The following is a 22035-nucleotide window of genomic DNA, read 5'->3' on the forward strand; positions in this document are numbered from 1 at the left end:
GGCGGACGACGCTGCGGGAGGTCCACACTCGGGGGCCTTTCGTGATCCCGCGACGAAGGTGGTGTGCGATGCCCGATGACGCCTACGACTTCGACGTGATCGTGGTGGGCTCGGGGTTCGGCGGCAGCGTGTCGGCGCTGCGGCTGGCCGAGAAGGGCTACCGGGTCGCGGTGATCGAGGCCGGCAGACGGTTCGACGAGGACACGCTCCCCAAGACGTCCTGGCGGCTGCGCAAGTACGTGTGGGCGCCGCGCCTCGGGATGCGCGGGATCCAGCGCGTCCACCTGGTCGGCGGCAAGGCCGGGGTGCTCGTGCTGGCCGGCGCGGGCGTCGGCGGCGGCTCCCTCGTCTACGCCAACACCCTGTACGTCCCGCCGGAGCCGTTCTTCAAGGACCGCCAGTGGGGCCACATCACCGACTGGCAGGACGAGCTGAACCCGTACTACGACCAGGCCCGGCGCATGCTCGGCGTCACCGTGAACCCGCTCGTCACCCCCGCCGACGAGGCGATGAAGCGCGTCGCGGAGCGGATGGGCGTCGGCGACACCTACCACCCGACCCCGGTCGGGGTGTTCTTCGGCGAGAAGGGCGGCGAGGACGCCGACGACCCCTACTTCGGCGGCGCCGGCCCCCGCCGGACGACCTGCACCGGCTGCGGCTCCTGCATGATCGGCTGCAAGGTCGGCGCGAAGAACATGCTCACCAAGAACTACCTGTACCTGGCGGAGAAGGCGGGCGTCCGGGTCGTCCCGGACACGACGGTCACGTCACTGGCGCCCCGCGCGTCCGGCGGCTACGAGGTCGGGACAGAACACACCGGGCCGCTGCGCAAGCGCCGCCGGACGCTGACCGCCGAGCACGTCGTCCTCGCCGCCGGGACGTACGGGACGCAGCGGCTCCTGCACCGGATGCGCGCCGCCGGACGCCTCCCCGACCTGTCGCCGCGCCTCGGCGAACTCACCCGCACCAACTCCGAGGCGCTCCTCGGCGTCGAGCGCATGACGGTGTGGCACCGCAAGAAGGACGTCGACCACAGCACCGGCCTCGCGATCACCTCGTCCTTCCACCCGGACGAGAAGACCCACATCGAACCCACCCGGTACGGGGCGGGCAACAACGCGATGGGCGTCATCCGGACGCTGCTCGTCGACGGCGGCGGCCCGCCCCGCTGGCTGAAGTTCCTCGGGCAGGCCGCCCGGCACCCGACGATCATCCTGCGCGGCCTGTCCCTCAAGGACTGGGCGAAGCGGACCGTCATCGCCCTCGTCATGCAGACCGCCGACAACTCGATCACCATCGGCGAGAAGCGCGGCCGCCTCGGCCGCCGCAGGCTCGTCGCGCGGCAGGGCGACGGCGAACCCAACCCGACCTGGATCCCGATCGCGCACGACGCCGTCCGCAAGCTCGCCGAGGAACTCGACGCCACCCCCGGCGGGACCTGGTTCGACCTGTTCAACATCCCGACGACCGCGCACTTCATCGGCGGCTGCGTCATCGGCGAGACCGCCGAGGACGGCGTGATCGACCCGTATCACCGCGTCCACGGGTACCCCGGCCTGCACATTGTGGACGGCTCCGCGGTCACCGCGAACCTCGGCGTCAACCCGTCCCTCACGATCACCGCCCAGGCCGAGCGCGCGATGGCGTTCTGGCCGAACCGCGGCGACAAGGACCCGCGCCCCGAGCCCGGCACCCCATACCAGCGCGTCGAGAGGGTCATGCCCGCGTCCCCGGCCGTCCCGTCCGGCGCCCCGGCCGCCCTCCGAACCCCCTAGCGGTAGCCAGATGATCGATACCGTCGCCGAGGTCGAGGTGCTGCGTAGCCGCACGGAGATCGCCGCCCTCCGAACGCCCTAGCGATCGCCAGATGATCGTTACCGCCGCCGAGGCCAACGCGCTGCGCAGCCGCACGCAGATCGCCGCCCTCCGAACGCCCTAGCGATAGTCAGATGATCCTTACCGCCGCCGAGGCCAACGCGCTGCGTAGCCGCACGGAGATCGCCGCCTGCCACACGCCCTAGCGATCGCCAGATGATCGTTACCGCTGCCGAGGTCGAGGTGCTGCGCAGCCGTACGGAGATCGCCGCCCGACGCTTTGCCGTGGCATCAGCCCCGGCCGTCAGAAGACCTTCGGTGGTCTGCGGACGGCCGCGTCTCGCGGGCTCGGTCAGTCCGTGGAGTCGGCGTCCGCCTGTTCGGCGTCGTCGTCCTGTTCGGTGGTGTCCGCCGGGGCGGGGCGCTGCGTGGCCTGGTAGACGCGGACGGCCAGGATCGCGCGGGCGAACCGGCCGGCCAGCTCGCCGTCCATGACGTCCGGCACCTGGTCGACGCCGACGAGCCCGCCGGGACGGGCGACGACCGCCGCCGACTCGCCGACCCGCACGCCGTGGCCGTCGTCGAGCTCCTCGACGGCCGGGAGGTCGAGGGCCGCCCGCAAGGTGTCCTGCAACCCGCGGACGGTGGTGGCGTCGCGGTCGATGCGGACCTCGGCGGCGTCGGCCCGCTCCTCGGCGGCGTCCGCGCGCTGCTCGGCCCGGTCGGCGCGCGCCATCGCGCTGAGGATCCGCTCCTCCGCGGAGTCGGCGAGCTGCTCGGCGCGCTTCGCGCGGGTGGCCTGCTCCTCGGCGCGGCCCGCGGCGGCGTTGCGCTCCACGGTCAGCCCCGCGACCTCGCCCTGGACGACGCTCAGCTCGGCGCGCAGCCGCCGCTCGGCGTCGGCCGCGGCCTCCAGCTTGGATCGGGCCTCGGCCAGTTCGGTGCGGGTGGTGGCCAGCGCGCTCTGCTCGGCGGCCAGCCGCGTGGAGAGGTCGTCGCGCTCGCGTTCGGCCTCGCCGCGCGCCTGGTGCTCGGTGCTCCACGCCGCCTCGGCGCGCTTGCGGAGCCCCTCGGCGTGCGCGGCCTCGTTCGCGGACGTGGCGCGGGCCTGCTGGTGGGCGCCCGCCTCCTTCCACGCGTTGGCCTCGCTCTCCTGCGCGGCCGCGACGCTGGCCTTCGCGGCGGCGAGCCCCTTCTCCAGCTCCTCCCGCGCCTCGGCCGCCTCCCGGCGCGCCGCCTCGGCGCGGGCCTCGGCCTGCTCGGCGCGCTCGTCCGCCGCCGCGGACGCCTGCCGCGCGCCGCGCGCCTCGGCCAGCGCGTGCTCGGCGTCGTTCAGCGCGGCGCGGACCTCGCCGTCCAGCCGGTCGCCGAGCGCGGCGGCGAGTGCGGAGAGCTGGCCGACGAGCTTCCCGAGCCGGTCGACGTCCTGCCCGAACGCGCGCACAGGGGCGGGGTCGGTCTCGGTCACGGGCGCGGGCGCATCGCGCACCACGGGCGTCTGCACACCGCCTCCCACTGGCGTCTGAGCGCTGCCCGCCACAGGCGTCTGCAGGCCGCCCGCTACAGGCGACTGCACGCCGCTCGCTACAGGCGTCTGCACGCCGCTCGCTACGGGCGTGTGCGCGCGCGCCTCGGCGGAGAGAGCCTGCGCGCGTGCCTCTTCGGGCGTCTTCGGCGGCGGCTCCATGGGCGCATGGGCGCGTAGTTCTCGCGGTGCCTCCGGCGGTGCTTCGGCGAGCGGTTCCGCGGCGGCGGCCTCGCCGGGGCCGCCGTCCGGCGGCAGGAGCGGCGCGGTCAGAACGCCGTCGTCCGGGACCTCTTGATCTTCGCGCACGCGAGCATCCTAGTGAAACGCCCCGATTTGCACCTCCTGTCGGCGGAAGGTGGTCCTTTGGCCGGACTCGGACGGGACCGGGAGACCGCACGTCGCGCCGACGCGGCCCCCGGTCCCGCCCTTCGCGGCCCGGGGCGGCCGGTGGTCAGCCGAAGTCGAGGTCGGAGCACTGGTAGAAGGCGTTCCCGGTGTCCGCGATGTCCCAGACCGCGAGCATGATGTGCCTGCCGTGGCGCTGCGGGAGCGTCCCGCTGTGGGTCGTCGGGTTGGACGGCAGCCGGCCGCTGTAGTTCGACTGGATGAACGGCGTGAGGTCCAGCGCGGCGTGCGTCAGCGGCTGCGTGCTGTCCCAGCCGTCCTTCGTGAGGAAGTAGCGGAACGACGTGGTGGCGTGCCGCGCGGTGAACTGCCAGACGATGCTGAAAGGCTGGCCGGCCGCCACCGTCGTCGCGGGCCAGCCGGTGCCGCCGCGCTGGTCGTCCAGCGGAGCCCACCGCCCGTCGGCGCCGGCGCAGATCTCGCCGTCGCGGGGCCCGCGCTGCGGGAACCCCTTCGGCCCTTCGACGCCGTCCGGGTCCCACTGGACCTGGCCGCAGTTCCGGACCTGGTGGGTGCCGCACAGGTAGCTGCGGCTCGGCGGCGACGTCGTGTACCCGTGCGACCACGCGGGCACGGCGAGCGCCAGCGGCAGGCCGGCGGTCACGGCGGCGGCCACGGCGAGGCTGGTCTTCCTTGGCATCCTGCTTCTCCTTGGCGGGGAGGTACGAGACCTGGAGATGGACGGCGGCGGGACGGCCCACGGAGCGGGCGCGGCCCGGGTCCTCCCAGGAAGCTGAATCGGCCCCGCCCACGTCAACCGGCCGCCGCGGGCCCGTCACGCCGGGCCAACTTCCCGGCACGCCGCGCACAGGACGGGCCGTCCGAACCGCCAAAACTTGGTCTCCTCCAAAACTTGACTGATTCCAGAAAATGGGCCACTCTCGTGAGCGTGATGGCGTCCAGGGACTTCACGGAGATGCTGCGCGGGTCCGCTCTGCGGGTGACCCGGCCGCGGCTCGCGGTGCTGCGCGCGGTGCACGCGCATCCCCACGCCGACACCGACTCGATCATCGGAGCGGTGCGCGAGGATCTCCCGAAGGTGTCCCACCAGGCCGTGTACGACTCGCTTCGCGTGCTGACGACGGCGGGCCTGGTGCGGCGCATCCAGCCGTCCGGGTCCGTGGCCCGCTACGAGTCGCGGACGGGGGACAACCACCATCACGTCGTGTGCCGGTCGTGCGGCGTCATCGCCGACGTCGACTGCGCCATCGGCGAAGCCCCCTGCCTGACCCCCGCCGACGACCACGGCTTCTCCGTCGACGAGGCCGAGGTCGTCTACTGGGGCCTGTGCCCCGACTGCTCCACCTGATCCATCCCCTGCTTCGTCCTGGAAGGAAGCACATGGCTGAGAACAACGAAGCCACTGTCTATGACGCGAACGCGGAAGGCGCAGCCGCCTGCCCGGTCGCGCACACGCGCGCCCCGCACCCGACCCAGGGCGGCGGTAACCGCGGCTGGTGGCCGAACCAGCTCAACCTGAAGACCCTGGCCCAGAACCCGCCCGCGACCAACCCCTACGGCGAGGACTTCGACTACGCCGAGGCGTTCAAGAGCCTCGACCTGCCCGCCGTCAAGGCCGACATCGCCGCGCTCCTCACCGACTCCCAGGACTGGTGGCCGGCCGACTTCGGCAACTACGGCCCGCTCATGGTCCGCATGGCCTGGCACAGCGCCGGCACCTACCGCATCCACGACGGCCGCGGCGGCGGCGGCTCCGGCCAGCAGCGCTTCGCCCCGCTCAACAGCTGGCCCGACAACGTCCTCCTCGACCGCGCCCGGCGGCTGCTCTGGCCGGTCAAGAAGAAGTACGGCAAGAGCCTCTCCTGGGCCGACCTGTACATCCTCGCCGGCAACGTCGCCCTGGAGTCGATGGGCTTCAAGACGTTCGGGTTCGGCGGCGGCCGCGAGGACGTCTACGTCCCCGACGAGAACGTCTACTGGGGCCCCGAGCAGACCTGGCTCGGCGACGAGCGCTACACCGGCGACCGCGAGCTGGAGAACCCGCTCGCCGCCGTGCAGATGGGCCTCATCTACGTCAACCCGGAGGGCCCCAACGGCAACCCGGACCCGATCGCCGCGGCCCGCGACATCCGCGAGACGTTCCGCCGGATGGCGATGAACGACGAGGAGACCGTCGCGCTGATCGCCGGCGGCCACACCTTCGGCAAGACGCACGGCGCCGACCCGAACGTCAACGTCGGGCCGGAGCCCGAGGCCGCGCCGCTGGAGCAGATGGGCCTCGGCTGGAAGGGCACCCACGGCACCGGCAAGGGCGACGACGCCATGGGCAGCGGTCTGGAGGGCATCTGGACCGACACGCCCACCACCTGGGACAACAGCTTCTGGGACATCCTGTTCGGCTACGAGTGGGAGCTGTTCAAGAGCCCCGCCGGCGCCTGGCAGTGGCGTCCCAAGGACGGCGCCGGCGCCGACACCGTCCCGATGGCGCACACCCCGGGCGGCCGCACCCACCCGACGATGCTCACGACGGACCTGTCGCTGCGCTTCGACCCGATCTACGGGCCGATCTCCCAGCGGTTCAAGGACAACCCCGACGAGTTCGCGGACGCGTTCGCGCGCGCCTGGTTCAAGCTGACCCACCGCGACATGGGCCCGGTCGTCCGCTACCTCGGCCCGGAGGTCCCGTCCGAGCACCTCGTCTGGCAGGACCCGGTCCCGGCCGTCGACCACGAGCTCGTCGACGCCGAGGACGTCGCCGCCCTCAAGCGGCAGGTCCTGGAGACGGGCCTGTCGGTGCGGCAGCTCGTCACCACCGCGTGGGCGTCGGCCGCGTCCTTCCGCGGCAGCGACAAGCGCGGCGGCGCCAACGGCGCCCGCATCCGCCTCGAGCCGCAGCGCGGCTGGGAGGTCAACGAGCCCGACGAGCTGGCGCAGGTGCTGCGCGCGCTCGAAGGCGTCCAGGAGTCCTTCAACGCCGCCCAGACCGGCGGCAAGAAGATCTCCCTCGCCGACCTGATCGTCCTCGCCGGCTGCGCGGGCGTCGAGAAGGCCGCCAAGGACGCGGGCCACGACATCGAGGTGCCCTTCACGCCGGGCCGCACCGACGCGTCCCAGGAGCACACCGACGTCGAGTCGTTCGCCGAGATGGAGCCGACCCACGACGGGTTCCGCAACTACGTCGGCAAGGGCAACCGGCTCCCGGCCGAGTTCCTCCTCGTCGACCGGGCGCAGCTGCTCAACCTCAGCGCCCCCGAGATGACGGTTCTCGTCGGCGGCCTGCGCTCCATCGGCGTGAACTACCAGCAGTCCAAGCTGGGCGTGTTCACCGACAAGCCCGGGACGCTGACCAACGACTTCTTCGTGAACCTGCTCGACATGGGCATCACGTGGGAGCCGACGTCCGAGGACGCCGAGGTCTTCGAGGGCCGCGACGCCGCCGGCGACGTCAAGTGGACCGGCAGCCGCGTCGACCTGCTGTTCGGCTCGAACTCCGAGCTGCGCGCGGTCGCCGAGGTCTACGGCGCCGACGACGCCAAGGAGAAGTTCGCGCGCGACTTCGTCGCCGCGTGGCACAAGGTCATGAACCTGGACCGGTTCGACCTCGCCTGATCCGCTCGACCGCCGCGGCCGGGCCGTCCCCGCGGGGGCGGCCCGGCCGTCGTCATTCGGCCCGGCACTGCGGGCACAGGCCCCAGAATCGTCATTCGGCCCGGCACTGCGGGCACAGGCCCCAGAACGTCACATCGGCCTCGTCGACCAGGTACCCGGCGTCGTCCACCGGCTCCATGCACGGCGGATGCCCCACCGCGCAGTCGACGTCCTTGACCGCCCCGCACTTGCGGCACACCAGATGATGATGGTTGTCGCCGACCCGCCCCTCGTACCGCGCGGGACTCCCCGCCGGCTCGATCCGCCGGACGAGCCCCGCCGCCGCGAGCGCGTGAAGCGCCTCGTAGACGGCCTGCACCGAGATGTGCCCCACCCGGTCCCGCACCCCGGACGCGATCGCCTCGACCCCGAGATGGTCACCGTCCCGGACAGTCTCCAGCAGCGCGACGCGGGCCGCCGTCACCCGCAGCCCGACACCGCGCAACTCCTCAGCGGTGCTCCGCGACGCTGCCATGCCCCACCTCTACACGCGAACGATTTGCGACAACGAATGACAAAAGTGTAAACGAGGCCCCCTAACTCCCTGAAAACCCGCCTGAACACTCCCCCCGAACCCCCAGCCCCGGCCCAACCCCCACCCAGCCTCCACCCACAGGACGGCGCGGTCAGGGAAGCACGGCACCAAGGCAGCACAGCACGGCCACCGAAGACTCATGCGCTCGGAGCTCGAATGCCGGGGGCCTCGAATGTGGGGGCCCGGGCGGGGGCTGGAGGACGAGGGGCCCGGAGGCCGCAGCACTTCCGGGCGTCCGGGCTCAGGGCGTGCGGGATCCGAAGGGCACGGCGCTTCGGGACGCGGCGCCTTCCGGGTGCGCGGGCTCGGGAGGTGCGGGACTCGAAGGGCGCCGGCCTCTCGGGGTGCGTGGTATTTGGAGGGCGTGGTGGTCGGAGGGTCCGGCGCTTCCGGACGCGGCGCCTTCCGGGTGCGCGGGCTCAGAGGGTGCGGCGCTCGTAGGGCGCCGGGCTTCCGGAGGCGGTGCCTTCCCGGGGCCGGGCTTTCGGGGTGCGTGGTATTTGGAGGGCGTGGTGGTCGGAGGCTGCGGCGCTTCCAGGCGCGGCGCCTTCCAGGTGCGCGGGCTCAGAGGGGGGCGGGGCTCGAAGGGCGCCGGGCTTCCGGAGACGGCGGCTTCCGGGTGCGGGGCTTCCGGGTGCGTGGTGTTTGGAGGGCGCAGCGCTTCCGGGCGTGGGGATTCGGGGCCGGAGTGTGCGGGCTTGCGGGTGCGCAGGCTCGGAAGGCGCGGGGGCTCGGAAGGCGCGGCGGCTCCGGGTGCGGGGCTCAGGGGTGTGCGGGCGGGCTCAGGTGGAGGGGGTGAGGTGCTCGGTGAGGATCTTCAGGTGGGTTTCGCGGGCCTCGGCGTGGTGGCGGCGGCCTTCCTCGGTGATCTGGACGAAGACGCCACGGCGGTCGTCTCTGCAGAGATCCCGGACGACGTAGCCGTTCTTCTCCAGGCGGGCGACCGTACGGGACAGGGCGCTCTGGCTGAGGTACATCGCCGCAGCGATCTCCTGCATGCGGCGCTTCTCACAGTGGAGATCGACGAGGCGGTCGAGCGTCTCGTACTCGCTCATGCTCAGGCCGTGAGCGTCCTGCAGGGCCCGCTCCAAGGCGCAGGCGACCGTGTTGTAGCAGGTCGCAAGCTCGCGCCAGCGCTCGACTAGAGCAGCGTTCGCCTCCATGCCGCGCATCATACCATGCGTGCGCATCAGATGCGCGAGCATTAAATTCTGCAGAAATTTGTGCGTGGACATTTGATGCATGTGCATGTACTGTCCTGCGCCGTGGCTATCACCGACACCTCACTTGTCTCCACCCGCCGTCCGCCGGTAGCCGACCGCGCGCCGGCCGAACAGATCTGGACCCCTCGTCTTTGGGGCGTCCTCGCCGTCCTGTGCGCCGTGCTGTTCCTCGATGGACTCGACGTTTCGATGGTGGGCGTCGCGCTGCCGTCGATAGGCGCCGAGCTCGGGCTGTCCACCACGTCGCTGCAGTGGATCGTGAACGGATACGTCCTCGGCTACGGCGGGCTGCTGCTCCTCGGCGGGCGCACCGCCGACCTGCTGGGACGCCGCCGGATCTTCCTTGCCGCGCTCGCCGTGTTCGCCGTCGCGTCACTGATCGGCGGCCTGGTGAACGACGGCACGCTCTTGATCGTCACCCGTTTCGTCAAGGGGCTCGCCGCCGCGTTCACGGCGCCCACCGCCCTGTCCATCCTGACCACCACGTTCCATGAGGGACCCGCGCGGAACCGGGCGCTGTCGGTGTTCTCCGTCTTCGGCGCGAGCGGCTACTCGTCCGGGTTGATCCTCGGCGGGCTGCTGACCAGCTTCGGCTGGCGCTGGACGTTCCTGACGCCCGTTCCACTCGCGGTCATCGCGCTGATCGCGGGCTACGCGCTGATCCCGCGGGACAAGCCCGCAGCCGGCGGCGGCCACGACATCGTCGGTGCCGTGACGCTCACCGGCGGCATGCTGCTCGCCGTCTACACCGTGGTCTCGGCGCCCGACCGCGGCTGGCTCGACCCCCTGACCGTGGGCTCGATCGTCCTCGCGGCGGTTCTGCTGGTCGGATTCTTCGTCACCGAGAACAAGGTGCGGCACCCGCTGATCCGGCTCGGCATCCTGCGGATCGGCGCCATCGTCCGCGCCAACCTGAGCATCGTCGCGCTGTTCGGGTCGTACCTGAGCTTCCAGTTCATGATGACGCTCTACCTGCAGGACGTCCTGCACTGGTCGCCGCTGAAGATGGCCATGGGACTGCTGCCCGCCGGGCTCCTCGTCGCCTTCGGCTCGCCGTTCGTCGGACGGCTGATCGACCGGTACGGGACGCCTCGCCTGATCATCAGCTCCATGACGTCCCTCAGCCTCGGCTACGGCTGGTTCCTGGCCACGGCGGGAAACACCCCGCACTACGCGTTCACGATCCTGCCGACGATGCTCCTGCTGGGCGGCGGATTCGCGTTCGGGTTCAGCTCGATCATGGCGCAGGCCACGGACGGGATCGACGACTCCGAGCAGGGCCTGGCGTCCGGCCTCGTACAGACCTCCGGCCAGGTCGGCGCCGCCCTCGTCCTGGCCTTGGTCACCGCCCTGGTCGCCGGCGGGACGGCCGCCGGCGGCGACGGCTTCGCCGAGTTCCACCCCGGCGTCAACCTGGTGAGCGCAGTAGCCGTCATCGGCCTCGCCCTCAACCTGATCCCCCTCCTCCGCCGCAACCGCACCTGACCAGCAACTCCTCAACCGGGGGCGGCCTCCCCAAAGGCTGCCCCCGCTCCCTAACCCCCACCCACCTGAGGGCACGCATCCCCCACGGCCCGCCCGTGACCGTGTGCCCCGCCGTGGTCACGTCCGGCCCGCGACCGTGCGCCCCGCCGTGGCCACGTCCGGCCCGTGACCGTGCGCCCCGCCGTGGTCACGTCCGGCCCGTGACTGTGCGCCCCGCCGTGGCCAGGTCCCGCCCGTGACTGTGCGCCCCGCCGTGGCCAGGTCCCGCCCGCGACCGTGCGCCCCGCCGTGGTCATCTCCGCGCCCAGCGCCACCCGCGACGCCAGCAGCAACTCGTCCGACCTGACCTGGGACGTGCGCACCTCGGCATGGGAGTTCGCCGAGCAGGCGTGGTTCCTCGCCCAGGTCACCAGCAACCCGGTGATCCTCGTGTCGCTGTCGCTCGGCGCGACAGTCGCGCTCCAGGTCGGGCAGCTCGCCGCGCAGCTCGGCACCCAGTCCGCGACCGGCGGCGCGGTCGTCGTCGGGCTGGTTTGGGTGCTTGTGGGCCGCCACGAGGGTGACCTTGGGTCGCCCTCGTGGCGGTGATGTGGAGTGCTACTTGGGGCGCTTCCAGAAGGGGCGGCGCGGGGCGGGTTCTCCGGTGAGGTCGGCCAGGACCTGGAGGGCCCGAGCCCAGTGGTCCGCGATGGTGGCCTCGTCCGCGGTGGGTTGGAGGCGGCGCAGGTCATCGCGGAGGGCCGCCAGAGGCGTGGCGTCCAGGCGCTGCGCCTCCATGCGCTGGACGATCGACTCCAGGATGGGGAGGAGTTCGCTCAGCAGATGGTGGACCCGCTGGTCGTCCGGGACCTGGCGTAGCCGGTTGAGGACGTTGGTCAGCTCCTGCTGGAAGTCGGGCTGCGCAGGGGCGGGCCGCGCGGGGACGGGGCGGGCGCGGCGCGGAGCCGAGCCTCGTCCGGCTGCCCGGCCGAAGGCGCCTCCGGGCCGCGCGGAAGGCGGGGGCGGCGGGGGAGCGCCGGCGGGTGCCGGCGGTGGGCCTCCCGCGGGTGCCGACGGTAGGCCGCTGATGGCCGGAGGCACTGCGAATCCGTACGACTGGGCGGAGTAGGCAGCGGGTGCGGCCATGGGGGCCGCCTCGGGCGTCGCCCAACCCTGGGGGGTTTCCACCGGCTGGACGACCTGGTGCGGTGTGCCGCCTTCCGTCACCACCCGGCTGTCCACGGCCACGAACGCGGTGAAGCGGCACAGGACGCCGAAGCGGAGTGAGGTCTCGACGATGCGCTGCTCCAGATCGTCGGGGCCGCCGACCGTGTAGCGGTCTTCGAGGTCGCGGAGGTGGGCGCGGGCCCAGATGGACGTGGCGGCGGTGTGCGCGGAGACGGTGCCGTCGGCGCGCTGCTCCCAGGGCGTCCCGTCGGACGCGGTGCCCCGGACGGAGATCGAGCCGGACGGGTCGCCGCGGAACCGGCCGGCGATCACCAGGGGCACACCGGGGAACAGCGCCCCCAGCCGGGACGGGGCCACGGAGTCCGGGACGATCTCCAGGCCGTCGGCGTGCAGGGTGAGGCCGGTCGCCAGCGGGGCGGCGATCCGGTGGTGGATGTGCTCCATCGCCTCGTCGAGGCGGTCCTCCGATTCGACGAGTTCGCAGCGCCCCCGGCCGATGGAGGCGAGGCGGTTCAGGAAGCCGGCGTTGACGGCCCGGTCGATGCCGACGGTGTGGACCCGGATGCCCCGGAGCCCCGGCTCCAGGCGGGCGAGCAGCTGGTCCTCGTTGCCGACCTGGCCGTCGGTGATCAGGACGAGCACCCGGTCGCGGGTGGACTCGGCGAGCAGCCGGCACGCCTCGTCGAGCGGGCTGAGCATCTCCGTGCCGCCGCGTGCGTTCAGTGCCGCGAGGTGCTCGACGGCGCGGAACCGGTTGCGGTCGGTGCCGTCGACCAGGCCCGTGCCGAGGTCGCGTGGGCGTTCGATGACGTTGTCGAAGGACAGGACGGCGAACCGGTCCTCACCGCGGAACGTGTCGACGATGCGGGCGGCGGCGCGGCGGGCGGCGACCATCTTCCAGCCCTGCATGCTCCCCGAGCGGTCGAGGACGAGGACCACGTCGCGCGGGCTCGGCCTGGCGTCGCCGGACGGCAGCACGGTCAACGTGAACGTCCCCTCTTGCACCGTCCCTTCTGCGGAGACGTCCGGGCTGACGGAGCGGGTCGCGGTCTCCTTTTGGGCGGGGGAGAGGGCAGAGTCGCCCGAGGCGGTGGAGGGGGTCGGCGCCTGGGGGCGGGTCGCGGGCTCGTCCGGGACCAAGGAGAGGGCCGCGGTCTCGCGAGGGACGAAGTCCAGCCGGAGGATGAAGTCGCGGTCGAGGCGCTCGCCCGGCTGTAGCCGCACGGTCGCTCCTTCGCCCTCGCGTGCTTCGGACACCACGTGCAGCGCGGACCGGATCTGGGTCAGGGGCAGCCCGGCCGGGTCGATGTCGACGGTGACGGAAAGGCGAACCGGATTGGGGAAGCCGGGCAGGAGGACGGGCGGGCTGATGCGGGAGGCGTCCGGCACCGCGTCGGTGTCGTCCGCGATGCCGGGCCCGGTGCGTTCACCGTCCAGGGGGGCGCCCGGGATGTAGCGGGGGGCCACCACGAGCGGGAAGCGGAACGTGGCGCTGGAGGCCGACTCGTGGGGCAGGGGCTGGACGAGTTCCAGCCGGATGGTCACCCGTTCGCCGGGCAGGATGTTGCCGACCCGCATGCTGAACACATCGGGGCGGTCCTCTTCGGCGATCGCGGCGCGCTGCCCCGAGGCGATGGCGTCGTTGTAGTCCTGCCGCGCCCGGCCGCGCTCCTTCAGCGTGCCCTCGATGACCCGGTCCGCGGCCTCCATGCGCATCGCGGTCACGGCGGCGCGGTCGGGCAGGGGGAAGATGTAGGTGGCCTCGAGCGGCATGTCGAACGGGTTGCGGAAACCCTGGACGACCTCGATGCCGGCGGCGAGGCCGGTGATCGACGCGTGCACCTCGACGGTGTCGAGCGGCAGGTTGCCCTTGTCGGTGCTGAGCGCGCCCAGACCGCGGTCGGACGCCGGGGGCTGTTCGGTCTCGGGTAGCGGCAGGATGCGCACGGTCACGGGGACCTCCGGAAGTGAGCGTCGGGCGGAAATGCGGGGCTTTCGGCGGGGCTGAACAGGCCGCGGCGGTGCAGGACTTCGAGCAGTGGCCGCGCGGCGGCCTCGATCGCGGCGAGGTCGTCTTCGGCCAGCACGGCACCGTCCAGCAGGAGGGTGACGCCGGACGCGAGCTGGACCCCTTGGACGACCGGCGGGAGCGGTCGCCCGTATTCGGCGGCGACGGTCGCCGGCTTGTGCGACACATCCGGCCGGGTTTTCCAGAAGGCGTCGCCTGCTTCTGCGCCCCGTCTGTCTGGCGAGCTCGCCTCTCCGTTCGGCGGGGCCGCACCGCTGTCTGGCGGGCGCGTTCCTCCAGCGAGTGGGGCTGCCCCCGGCGGGTCTGCCGGGGGAGTCGGGTCTTCTGCTTCGCCTGCTGCTGCGGCTGCCTCGTTGGATGCTGCGGCCGTGTCAGCCTCGCCCGTCCCTCCGGTGGCCGAAGGGGAGCCGCTCTGGGGGTGAGAGAGGCGGTGGTCGGTGGACGGCGTGGCGGTTCTGTGTGGAGCCGGCGCCGCGGGGAGGGCGGGGGAAGCGGGGAGGTCGGTGGCGGGGAGGTCGGCTATTCGGGCGAGCGTCTCGTCGGGGGCCGCGGCGAGTTCGAGCTGGATCTCCGCGATCGAGCGGCCTTCGGCCTGGCGGCGTTTCACCGCGACGAGCTGGAGGAGGTGGCGGTGGCCGTACAGGGCGTTGCGGCCGCGCCGGGCGAGCGGCGGGTCGACCAGGCCGATCGTGGTGTACCAGCGGATCAGCCGGGCGTTGGGGAGGTCGCGCACCCGGCCGCTGACCTGCGCGGCTCCCTCCGCCGCGAGAGCGGCGGCGGCGCGTTCCGCCAGTTCGCCGATGGTCCAGGTACCGTCCATGGCTCGATGATGACACTGTCATCGTGACACTGTCAACTACGATTGGGTGATCGTTTCGATGAGGGGGTCGCGCCGGCGTTCGTCGGGGACGCGGGGGTGCCTGCCTCGCGCCGGAGTGGACGGCAGGGCCTGTCGGGTCGGGCGATGCCCGGGAGCCATTCGCGGGAGACGTCTCGGTCGGTGAGGTCTGGAGTGGGCGGGAGGCCCGTGGGGCCGGGCGATGTGCGCGATATTGGCGATCTCCGATGATCTCTCATCGAGTGCGGCAGAGCCCCTCGCTCCGGCTGATGATCGGCGCGCGAAAGGCCGATTTCGTTGATGTTGGAATGATCATTTGTAGGGCAAGTGGTCCGATTCCGACACTTCACTCTGTGTCGCAGTAGAGGCGCTCATCGAGATGCTGTGCTGGTCATAGCAAGCGTGCGATAGTTGCAGTATGTCGGTCAAAGCGCGCAAACCGCTCTATTGCGACACTCCGTCGGAGTTGCCATGAGTGGTACATGAATGGGGTTCGGTATCCCAGTTGGATCTTCTGAAATGGCCAGTAAAGAACGCGAAGAGCCTTTACCTTTTCCGGTATGAACGACCATCTCCTGGTCGAGGCGCTACGCGAGCGCGATCCCAGCGCCCCGGCCGCGGTGTACGACGCACATGCCCACCGGCTCTACGCGTACTGCTGGTTCCAGTTGCGCTGCCGCGACACGGCGCAGGTCGCCCTGCGCGACACGTTCATCGTGGCGGAGGCGCACATCGGCAAGCTGCGCGATCCTCATCGGTTCAAGGCGTGGCTCTATGCCATCGCCAGGCTGGAGTGCGCTCGGCACATGCCGCTGCGGAACAAGACCCCGGACATGCCGGTCGCCAGCCACGACCAGGAGGACGTCGACCAGCGCATCACCGCTTGGCACGCGGTCCTGGCGTTACGTCCGATCTCGCGGGAGATCCTGGAACTGAGCATCAGGCATGGACTGCCGGTGCCCGACCTGGCCGTGGTTCTGGGCCTGTCCTTGAAAGGCGCCCAAGATGCGCTGGACCTCGCACGGGTTGAGCTGGAGGACGCGCTGGTCGCGGAGATGCTCGTGCAACAGGGGCCTTATGGCTGCGGCAGGCGTGCGCTGCTGCTGCGAGAACGGTCCGGCGAGCTCGATCACGACCTGAGCGGACGGCTGAGACGGCACGCGGAAGCCTGCTCCGTCTGCGGTTCGCTCCGTCCCCGCTCCGTGTCGGCGAGGAAGGTGTACGGGCTGCTGCCGGACGCGCGTCCGGCAGCGGAACTACGGCTCCGTGTCATGAGCTGCTTTCTGGACCCCGAGCTGGTGGGTTACAGGCTCTTCGTCGCCACCCGCGTCACGGAGTTCACCTCCGATGGCTTCCCCGTCCAGGACCTGCGGTCGAGACGGGGCACCCGCCAGGGCGGCGGAGGCTCATGGCTCGGCCGTTTCCGCAAGGCGCCAGCCGCCGCACCGGCGGGGATCGGCGCGCAGGCCGTCCGTGCCGCGATGGTGCTCACGGTGGTGGCGTTCCTGTCCGGCGGTGGGGTCGCGTCGATGTACGGAGTGCTGGGCACCAACGGGAACCCAGCCGAAACGGCCGCCGGTCCGCAGCCGACCGTGGTGCCAGGCATCTCTCAGACACCGGAGACCAGGCGACCGCCTGAGATGAGCCCGGACGGACCCGGGCCGCTTGACGCCGTCCCTGTGTCGGCCACGTTCCCGTTCGGCGCGCGCGCCTCGTCCGCACCTCCGACGGCCGTGCCCGAACCGCCGCCGGTGCCAGTCTCCGGGACCGAGCCGACAACGTCTGCGGGCGTCCTGGTCGTCTCGCCGCTCTACCTGGACTTGGCAGGAGGTTCGGACGGCTCCGTAGAGGTGCGAGCGGAAGACGGACCGGTGGCCTGGCAGACGAACACCCAGGGACCTGTTCAGATACAGCCGTCCTCTGGCCGTCTTCAGTCCGGGCAGACCGTGACCCTGCACGTCCACGTCTCGCGCGGTCCGGACGACCGTGGGGCCGGCACTGTCACCTTCCGACCGGGCGGCGTCCAGATGCACGTCACTTGGCGGAAGGACGCACCGCCCGACCCCGACCCAGACCCATCGCCTACGCCGACGGGCTCCAATTCGGCGAGCCCCTCTGTGCCACCAGAGACGCAACGACCGGGAAGCCCTCAGCCGACACCGACGGATACGGAGCCGCCCGGCAGCAGTCAGCCGGCGCCGACACCGACACCATCGACCCCTGCGCCGGCATCGCCCCCTGGCACAGCCCCTGAGGCCACACCGTCTCCGACTGGACGGCCGTCCGACGAGAACCCACCGAGCGTGGAGCCGACAGCCACCGGATGACGGGACGTGAACGGCTGCCCTGGAGTGGTGTGCGTACCGACCATTGCCCGAGTCAACTACTCTTCGTAGGTGATCGTTTGCGCTAAGCAGTGCATCCCCGGGGGAGGACGTGCTCATGGCAACTGGCGCAGCAGACACCCGCCACCGCCGTGCGGTGCGGCCCCCCGCCCTGAACACGATGCTGCGGGTGGTCGCCTTCGGCTCCGGCCTGGCCATGGGCATGAGCCTGCTGGTGCCGGCCGCGTCAGCGCGTCCGTCCGCCGACCCCGGCCCTAGCGCGAAGGACCTCGAACGGACCGAACGCCAAGTGCGGGAACGGGCGGCCGAAGTCGGCCGGACGAAAGCCAAGCTTGCGCAGGCGGACGGGGAACTCGACAGGCTCGGCGTCGCCGCGGAGACCGCCATAGAGCGATACAACGGCGAGCGGGTGCAGCTGCAACGCGCGCAGCGCGCGTACTGGGACACCCAAGGCCGTGTTGCCGAGGCGGACCGGAGGGTGGAGGAGAGCAGGGCTGAACTGGCGTCGTTCGCGGCCCGGGTCTACCAGGACAACACCGGCTACGACCAGATCTCGTCAGCGCTTGTCGGCGATGGCGGCCCCCAGGGCTTCATGGACCGTGCGGGGATGGTCCAGATGCTCACCCAACGGCGGGCGGCCATGGTCGGCCGCTTGGAGGCGTCCAAGAACGTCGCGGACGTGTTCCGCCGCCAGGCGGAGGCCGCCTTCGAGGAGCAGCAAACCGTGACTCGGCGGGCCGACGAGGCCAAGCGGTTCGCGGAGGAGGCGGTGGCCAGGCAGCAGGCGTCCGTCCAACGCATAGAAGCCGAGAAGCGGCGCCTTGAGCGTCGGCTCGGCGATGCCAAAGCCCATGCTGCTCGCGTCAAGCGCGCGCGGGAAAGGGCCAGGGAGAAGGCGGAGGCGCGCAAGGCCCGTTCCGCCTTCGCAGGCTCAGGGGCTCCGGCCACAGGACTGACCTCGTCCGCCGCGCGCGGTGCCATCGCGGCCCGGGCGGCGCTGAAATGGCTGGGCACCCCGTACGCGTGGGGTGGAGGCAACATGTTCGGGCCCAGCCAGGGGTTCGCTCAAGGCGCGGGCACGGTCGGCTTCGACTGTTCGGGCCTCGCCATGTACGCGTGGGACAAGGCCGGTGTACGGCTCGACCATTGGACCGGTACCCAATGGACGTCGGGCCCGCATGTGTCCACGAGCGCATTGCGTCCGGGGGATCTGGTCTTCTTCGCCACGGACTCGTCCGACCCCGCCACCATCCACCATGTCGGCGTCTACATCGGCGACGACCAGATGGTGGAGGCGCCCTACACGGGGGCCGAGGTCCGCGTGTCCAGCATTCACCGGGGTGACCTGATCGGTGCCACCCGTCCCTCGGGATGAGCCGTGGTGCCCATGGACGGCGAGGACCCTTCCGCGCGGCGTTCCGCGCGGAAGGGTCCTTACGGGATCGTGTCGCGGGGGCGGCGGGAGCGGATCAGCGCCGTCTGCGACTCCCGGCCCCGGCGCTCAGTGGCCGCCCTGGTCCGCGGCGCGCTTCCGGGAACGCTCGATCTCCAGCTCGGCTTCGACGCGCCCCACCCAGCTGGCGCCCTCGACGGACTTGCCGGGCTCCAGGTCCTTGTAGACCTCGAAGAAGTGCTGTATCTCCAGGCGGTCGAACTCGGCGACGTGGTGGATGTCGCGCAGGTGCTCCATGCGGGGGTCGGTGGCGGGGACGCACAGGACCTTGTCGTCACCACCGGCCTCGTCGGTCATCCGGAACATGCCCACCGCGCGGCAGCGGATGAGGCAGCCCGGGAACGTCGGCTCCTGCAGCAGGACGAGCGCGTCCAGCGGGTCGCCGTCCTCCCCTAGGGTGTCCTCGATGAACCCGTAGTCGGCCGGGTACTGCGTCGAGGTGAACAGCATGCGGTCGAGCCGGATGCGCCCCGTCTCGTGGTCCACCTCGTACTTGTTCCGCTGGCCCTTCGGGATCTCAATGGTGACGTCGAAATCCAAGATGTCCTCCGCTCCCTGCGCGCTCGCAGTGAATAGTCTTCCGGGAGCCCGTGGGTGAGGCCGGCCCCACAGGGCGAGTGTTCCCTCGTATAAGGATGTCGCACGTTGGTGAGTGCTGAGTGGGAGAGGGGCGGTCACGTGCCTGGACGGGGCCGGGCCCTCGTGATCCTGTCGCTGTCCCTCCTTAACGTTTTCACCGTCGCCGCCGGGCTGGCAGTGGCGAAACTCACACCCGAGCGTCATCTGTCCCCGCAGCCCCCCAGCGTGGCGGAGCGCGACCCGGTGCGCGTTCCGGCGTCCGCGGTCGTGGCCCCCGCGGCCGATCCCGCGTCGGGCCGGGCGCCGGACCCCTCCGTCCTGGCTGGACGGCTGGCGCCGCTGATCGGCGGGCCGAAGGCGAAGATCAGCGCGGTGGTCGTCGACGCCGAGACGCGCCGGTCCCTGTACGCGCTGGGTGCCGATCGGCCCGCCACCCCCGCCTCGACGACGAAACTGGCGACCTCGGTCGCGGCGCTGGCCACGGTCGGCCCCGCGTACCGGATCGCCACCCGGGTCGTGCGCGGTACCGGCGGCGGAATCGTACTGGTCGGAGGCGGGGATCCTACCCTGACGGCCCTGCCGCCACGTCCGGGGGCGGGGCATCCGCCCTATGCGTCCCTCTTGGACCTGGCCCGCCAGACGGCCGCCGCGCTGAAGGCCGCCGGTGTGCAGCAGGCGCGCGTTGACTACGACGTGTCCGCGTACCAGGGCCCTTATACGGCGGCTGGGTGGAAGCCGAATTACCTGCCGGACGGTGAGGTCGCGCCTGTGACCGCTCTGACGGTCGATGAGGGCCGCGTCTCCCCGACGGACCCGACCAAGAAGACACGGATCTCCAACCCACCCGCCACTGCGGTGAGGCAGTTCGCGTACCTGCTGTCCAAGCAGGGCATCAAGGCGAAGGCAGGACGGAGGACGGTGGCGCAGGACGGCGCTGAGGGGCTCGGCATCGTCCACTCACCGCCGATGACCGCTCTGGTGGAGCACCTGCTGACCGACAGCGACAACGACGTCGCCGAGGCGGTGGCCCGCCAGGTCGCCATCAAGCTGGGGCGTCCGCCGACGTTCGCGGGTGCGGCGCAGGCCGTCCAGCAGGTCCTGGGCCGGCTCGGTGTGGCGGAGGGCGTCTCGGTCAACGACGGCAGCGGCCTGTCGCCGCGCAACCGGATCTCGCCGATGGCGCTGGCCAGGATCGTCTCGCTCGCAGCCGGCGAGAAGCACCCGGAGTTGCGTGCGGCCATCACGGGACTGCCGGTCGCGGGGTTCTCGGGGACGTTGAGCCCGCCGCGCTACACCACGGTGGGCAGCCGGGCGGGCGCAGGCATGGTCCGCGCCAAGACGGGCACCTTGGCGGGCGTCAGCACGCTGGCCGGGCTCGCATACGACGCGGACGGGCGGCTGCTCGCGTTCGCCTTCATGGCGGGGGACGGGAAGGGCCCGGTCGATCCCGGCAAGCTGGACCAGTTGGCCGCGACCGTCGCCTCCTGCGGCTGCGGCTGACGCCCTGCGGTGCGCGGGCGCGGCTGGTCTTGCGGTGCGCGGGTGCCGCTGGAACTGCGGTGTGCGCTGCGGCTGGTCTTGCTGTGCGCAGCGCGGCTGGGCCTGCGGGGTGCGGGTGCGGCCGAGCTGCGGTTATCCACAGGTGTGCGTTCTCCTGCGTTGAGGCGTGGGGCGATGCGAGCGTGAAGGGGTACGGTCCGCCCCCGGGTGGGTGGGGCCTGGTTTTTGAGGGTTGGGGGGCTTTGTGGCGGGACGGTGTGGGCTGGGGGCGTGTGGGCGGGGCCGTACGGGAGATAACCAGAACGGTTGTTCGTTGAACGACCCAGTAGGGGCGCTCCGGCGCCGTCTCCGAAACGTACGGTGGAGTACATGAGCGCCTCGATGATCGACTGGAACATGGCCGTTCAGGCCGGGACCCGGCTCGTGAGGCCGGGACCGCAGGTCAGCTATGACGAGGCCCGCGAGGTCGTGAAGGAGCTGCGCGAACTTTCCAAGATCGCCCACGGGCATGTGCGGGACTTCACCGGCATGGCGTCCGAGCTCGACCCGGATCCGGCGACGGTCGTGGACAGGCCCGGCTGGATCCGCGCGAACGTGGACGGCTTCCGGGTGGTGCTGGAGCCGCTCATCGAGCAGATGTCCGAGCGGCGCGGGCCGGGGCCCCTCGGCGGTGCGGGGAACATGGTCGTCCAGGCGGTGGGTTCCCGTGTTACCGGCATGCAGGTGGGCGCGATCCTGGCCTACATGGCGAGCCGTGTTCTGGGGCAGTACGAGCTTTTCTTGCCGCCGGACCCCACGGGACGCACGGCGACGGGGCGTCTGACCTTGGTCGCGCCCAACATCGTCCATGTCGAGCAAGAGCTGGGCGTGGAGTCGCGTGACTTCCGCCTGTGGGTGTGCCTGCACGAGGAGACGCACCGTGCCCAGTTCACCGGCGTCCCCTGGCTGCGCGAGTACGTCCAGGACCAGATGACCAAGTTCCTGCTCGCGTCCGATCTCGACCCCGGCGCGATGCTCGACCGCATCCGGGACGCGGCCGAGGCCGTCGCCGACGCGGTCCGCGGTGGTGACGCGAACCTGATCGACGCGATCCAGAGCCCGGAGCAGCGCGAGATCCTCGATCGCCTGACCGCCGTGATGACCCTGGTGGAAGGGCACGGCGACTACGTGATGGACGCCGTCGGCCCGGAGGTCGTGCCGTCCGTGCAGCAGATCAGGTCGCGCTTCCAGGGGCGGCGTGAGGGCGGCACCAAGCTCGACAAGACGATCCGGCGCCTGCTGGGCATCGACCTGAAGATGAAGCAGTACGCGGAGGGTTCGCGGTTCGTGCGACGGGTCGTCGCCGAGGTGGGCATGAGCGGCTTCAACCAGGTTTGGCAGTCGCCGGAGACCCTTCCCACTCACGACGAGATCAAGGAACCCGCCCTCTGGATGGACCGGGTGGTCGGCCCCAGGGCCCTCGACGCGCCGCCCAAGGCCAACGAAGCCTGAGCCAAGCCGAGCCCCTGCACGGCCTCGTGGGGT

Annotated in this window: 16 protein-coding genes; 9 read left to right on the forward strand and 7 right to left on the reverse strand. The window is 71.6% G+C overall.

Annotated elements, in window-relative coordinates; all coding sequences use genetic code 11:
- The first annotated feature begins 68 nt into the window (after positions 1 to 68).
- Complete coding sequence (locus ACGFI1_RS27050) at positions 69 to 1775, forward strand: FAD-dependent oxidoreductase (protein ID WP_392789017.1); 1707 nt, start codon at positions 69 to 71, stop codon at positions 1773 to 1775.
- A 392-nt stretch (positions 1776 to 2167) separates the two neighbouring features.
- Here the strand turns inward: ACGFI1_RS27050 and ACGFI1_RS27055 are convergent, their stop codons facing one another.
- Both ACGFI1_RS27055 and ACGFI1_RS27060 read right to left on the reverse strand, forming a co-directional pair.
- Entirely contained in the window at positions 2168 to 3649 is a 1482-nt protein-coding gene (locus ACGFI1_RS27055; RefSeq protein WP_392789019.1) for a hypothetical protein, read from the reverse strand.
- Between the two features lie 145 nt (positions 3650 to 3794).
- Positions 3795 to 4388, reverse strand: a complete 594-nt coding sequence (locus tag ACGFI1_RS27060) for a lytic polysaccharide monooxygenase auxiliary activity family 9 protein (RefSeq protein ID WP_392789021.1) — start codon at positions 4386 to 4388, stop codon at positions 3795 to 3797.
- Positions 4389 to 4664: 276 nt separating this feature from the next.
- Here ACGFI1_RS27060 and ACGFI1_RS27065 point away from each other — a divergent pair, with 276 nt between their 5' ends.
- Both ACGFI1_RS27065 and katG read left to right on the forward strand, forming a co-directional pair.
- Positions 4665 to 5057, forward strand: coding sequence for a Fur family transcriptional regulator (locus ACGFI1_RS27065; RefSeq protein WP_274704612.1), 393 nt, complete (start codon positions 4665 to 4667; stop codon positions 5055 to 5057).
- A 32-nt stretch (positions 5058 to 5089) separates the two neighbouring features.
- The gene (gene katG / locus ACGFI1_RS27070) at positions 5090 to 7318 is read left to right on the forward strand and encodes a catalase/peroxidase HPI (protein WP_392789023.1); all 2229 of its coding nucleotides are present in this window, start codon (positions 5090 to 5092) and stop codon (positions 7316 to 7318) included.
- 91 nt (positions 7319 to 7409) lie between these two features.
- Here katG and ACGFI1_RS27075 read toward each other — a convergent pair whose 3' ends face one another.
- Both ACGFI1_RS27075 and ACGFI1_RS27080 read right to left on the reverse strand, forming a co-directional pair.
- Positions 7410 to 7832, reverse strand: coding sequence for a Fur family transcriptional regulator (locus tag ACGFI1_RS27075; protein ID WP_386876187.1), 423 nt, complete (start codon positions 7830 to 7832; stop codon positions 7410 to 7412).
- An 842-nt stretch (positions 7833 to 8674) separates the two neighbouring features.
- Positions 8675 to 9055, reverse strand: coding sequence for a MarR family winged helix-turn-helix transcriptional regulator (locus ACGFI1_RS27080; RefSeq protein WP_387078858.1), 381 nt, complete (start codon positions 9053 to 9055; stop codon positions 8675 to 8677).
- Positions 9056 to 9130: 75 nt separating this feature from the next.
- On the opposite strand from ACGFI1_RS27080, the gene ACGFI1_RS27085 reads away from it, so the two are divergent.
- Both ACGFI1_RS27085 and ACGFI1_RS27090 read left to right on the forward strand, forming a co-directional pair.
- On the forward strand, positions 9131 to 10600 hold the full coding sequence (locus tag ACGFI1_RS27085) for an MFS transporter (protein ID WP_449202374.1): 1470 nt from the start codon (positions 9131 to 9133) through the stop codon (positions 10598 to 10600).
- 276 nt (positions 10601 to 10876) lie between these two features.
- A complete protein-coding gene (locus tag ACGFI1_RS27090) occupies positions 10877 to 11188 on the forward strand; it encodes a hypothetical protein (protein WP_392789028.1) in 312 nt (103 codons plus the stop codon).
- A gap of 9 nt (positions 11189 to 11197) precedes the next feature.
- Here ACGFI1_RS27090 and ACGFI1_RS27095 read toward each other — a convergent pair whose 3' ends face one another.
- Both ACGFI1_RS27095 and ACGFI1_RS27100 read right to left on the reverse strand, forming a co-directional pair.
- Entirely contained in the window at positions 11198 to 13720 is a 2523-nt protein-coding gene (locus tag ACGFI1_RS27095) for a VIT domain-containing protein (RefSeq protein WP_392789031.1), read from the reverse strand.
- Positions 13717 to 14616 (reverse strand): helix-turn-helix domain-containing protein, encoded by a 900-nt coding sequence (locus ACGFI1_RS27100; RefSeq protein WP_392789034.1) that lies wholly within the window; start codon positions 14614 to 14616, stop codon positions 13717 to 13719. The genes ACGFI1_RS27095 and ACGFI1_RS27100 overlap by 4 nt, the downstream gene beginning before the upstream one ends.
- A 578-nt stretch (positions 14617 to 15194) precedes the next feature.
- Here ACGFI1_RS27100 and ACGFI1_RS27105 point away from each other — a divergent pair.
- Positions 15195 to 16961: a hypothetical protein gene (locus tag ACGFI1_RS27105; RefSeq protein WP_392789037.1), complete on the forward strand. Its 1767-nt coding sequence runs from the start codon at positions 15195 to 15197 to the stop codon at positions 16959 to 16961.
- A 115-nt stretch (positions 16962 to 17076) separates the two neighbouring features.
- On the forward strand, positions 17077 to 18354 hold the full coding sequence (locus tag ACGFI1_RS27110; RefSeq protein WP_392789039.1) for an NlpC/P60 family protein: 1278 nt from the start codon (positions 17077 to 17079) through the stop codon (positions 18352 to 18354).
- Between the two features lie 126 nt (positions 18355 to 18480).
- On the opposite strand, the gene ACGFI1_RS27115 is transcribed toward ACGFI1_RS27110, so the two are convergent.
- Positions 18481 to 18972: an inorganic diphosphatase gene (locus ACGFI1_RS27115; protein WP_131943154.1), complete on the reverse strand. Its 492-nt coding sequence runs from the start codon at positions 18970 to 18972 to the stop codon at positions 18481 to 18483.
- A 138-nt stretch (positions 18973 to 19110) separates the two neighbouring features.
- Here ACGFI1_RS27115 and dacB point away from each other — a divergent pair, with 138 nt between their 5' ends.
- Positions 19111 to 20511 carry a D-alanyl-D-alanine carboxypeptidase/D-alanyl-D-alanine endopeptidase gene (gene dacB / locus ACGFI1_RS27120; protein WP_392789042.1) on the forward strand — a complete coding sequence of 467 codons (1401 nt, stop codon included), beginning with the start codon at positions 19111 to 19113 and terminating at the stop codon, positions 20509 to 20511.
- A 381-nt stretch (positions 20512 to 20892) separates the two neighbouring features.
- On the forward strand, positions 20893 to 22002 hold the full coding sequence (locus ACGFI1_RS27125; protein ID WP_138638520.1) for a zinc-dependent metalloprotease: 1110 nt from the start codon (positions 20893 to 20895) through the stop codon (positions 22000 to 22002).
- Positions 22003 to 22035 lie beyond the last annotated feature (33 nt).

The sequence above is a fragment of the Actinomadura geliboluensis genome, assembly GCF_043197915.1.
Taxonomy (GTDB): domain Bacteria; phylum Actinomycetota; class Actinomycetes; order Streptosporangiales; family Streptosporangiaceae; genus Spirillospora; species Spirillospora geliboluensis.

Bases quoted from the DNA above. Each gene is read 5' to 3' on its own strand.
- ACGFI1_RS27110 (WP_392789039.1), top strand. From the start codon at position 17,077: ATGGCAACTGGCGCAGCAGACACCCGCCACCGCCGTGCGGTGCGGCCC.
- ACGFI1_RS27125 (WP_138638520.1), top strand. From the start codon at position 20,893: ATGATCGACTGGAACATGGCCGTTCAGGCCGGGACCCGGCTCGTGAGG.
- ACGFI1_RS27100 (WP_392789034.1), bottom strand. From the start codon at position 14,616: ATGGACGGTACCTGGACCATCGGCGAACTGGCGGAACGCGCCGCCGCC.
- ACGFI1_RS27080 (WP_387078858.1), bottom strand. From the start codon at position 9,055: ATGGAGGCGAACGCTGCTCTAGTCGAGCGCTGGCGCGAGCTTGCGACC.
- ACGFI1_RS27085 (WP_449202374.1), top strand. From the start codon at position 9,131: ATGCATGTGCATGTACTGTCCTGCGCCGTGGCTATCACCGACACCTCA.
- ACGFI1_RS27060 (WP_392789021.1), bottom strand. From the start codon at position 4,388: ATGCCAAGGAAGACCAGCCTCGCCGTGGCCGCCGCCGTGACCGCCGGC.
- ACGFI1_RS27050 (WP_392789017.1), top strand. From the start codon at position 69: ATGCCCGATGACGCCTACGACTTCGACGTGATCGTGGTGGGCTCGGGG.
- ACGFI1_RS27065 (WP_274704612.1), top strand. From the start codon at position 4,665: ATGCTGCGCGGGTCCGCTCTGCGGGTGACCCGGCCGCGGCTCGCGGTG.
- katG (WP_392789023.1), top strand. From the start codon at position 5,090: ATGGCTGAGAACAACGAAGCCACTGTCTATGACGCGAACGCGGAAGGC.
- ACGFI1_RS27075 (WP_386876187.1), bottom strand. From the start codon at position 7,832: ATGGCAGCGTCGCGGAGCACCGCTGAGGAGTTGCGCGGTGTCGGGCTG.
- ACGFI1_RS27105 (WP_392789037.1), top strand. From the start codon at position 15,195: ATGAACGACCATCTCCTGGTCGAGGCGCTACGCGAGCGCGATCCCAGC.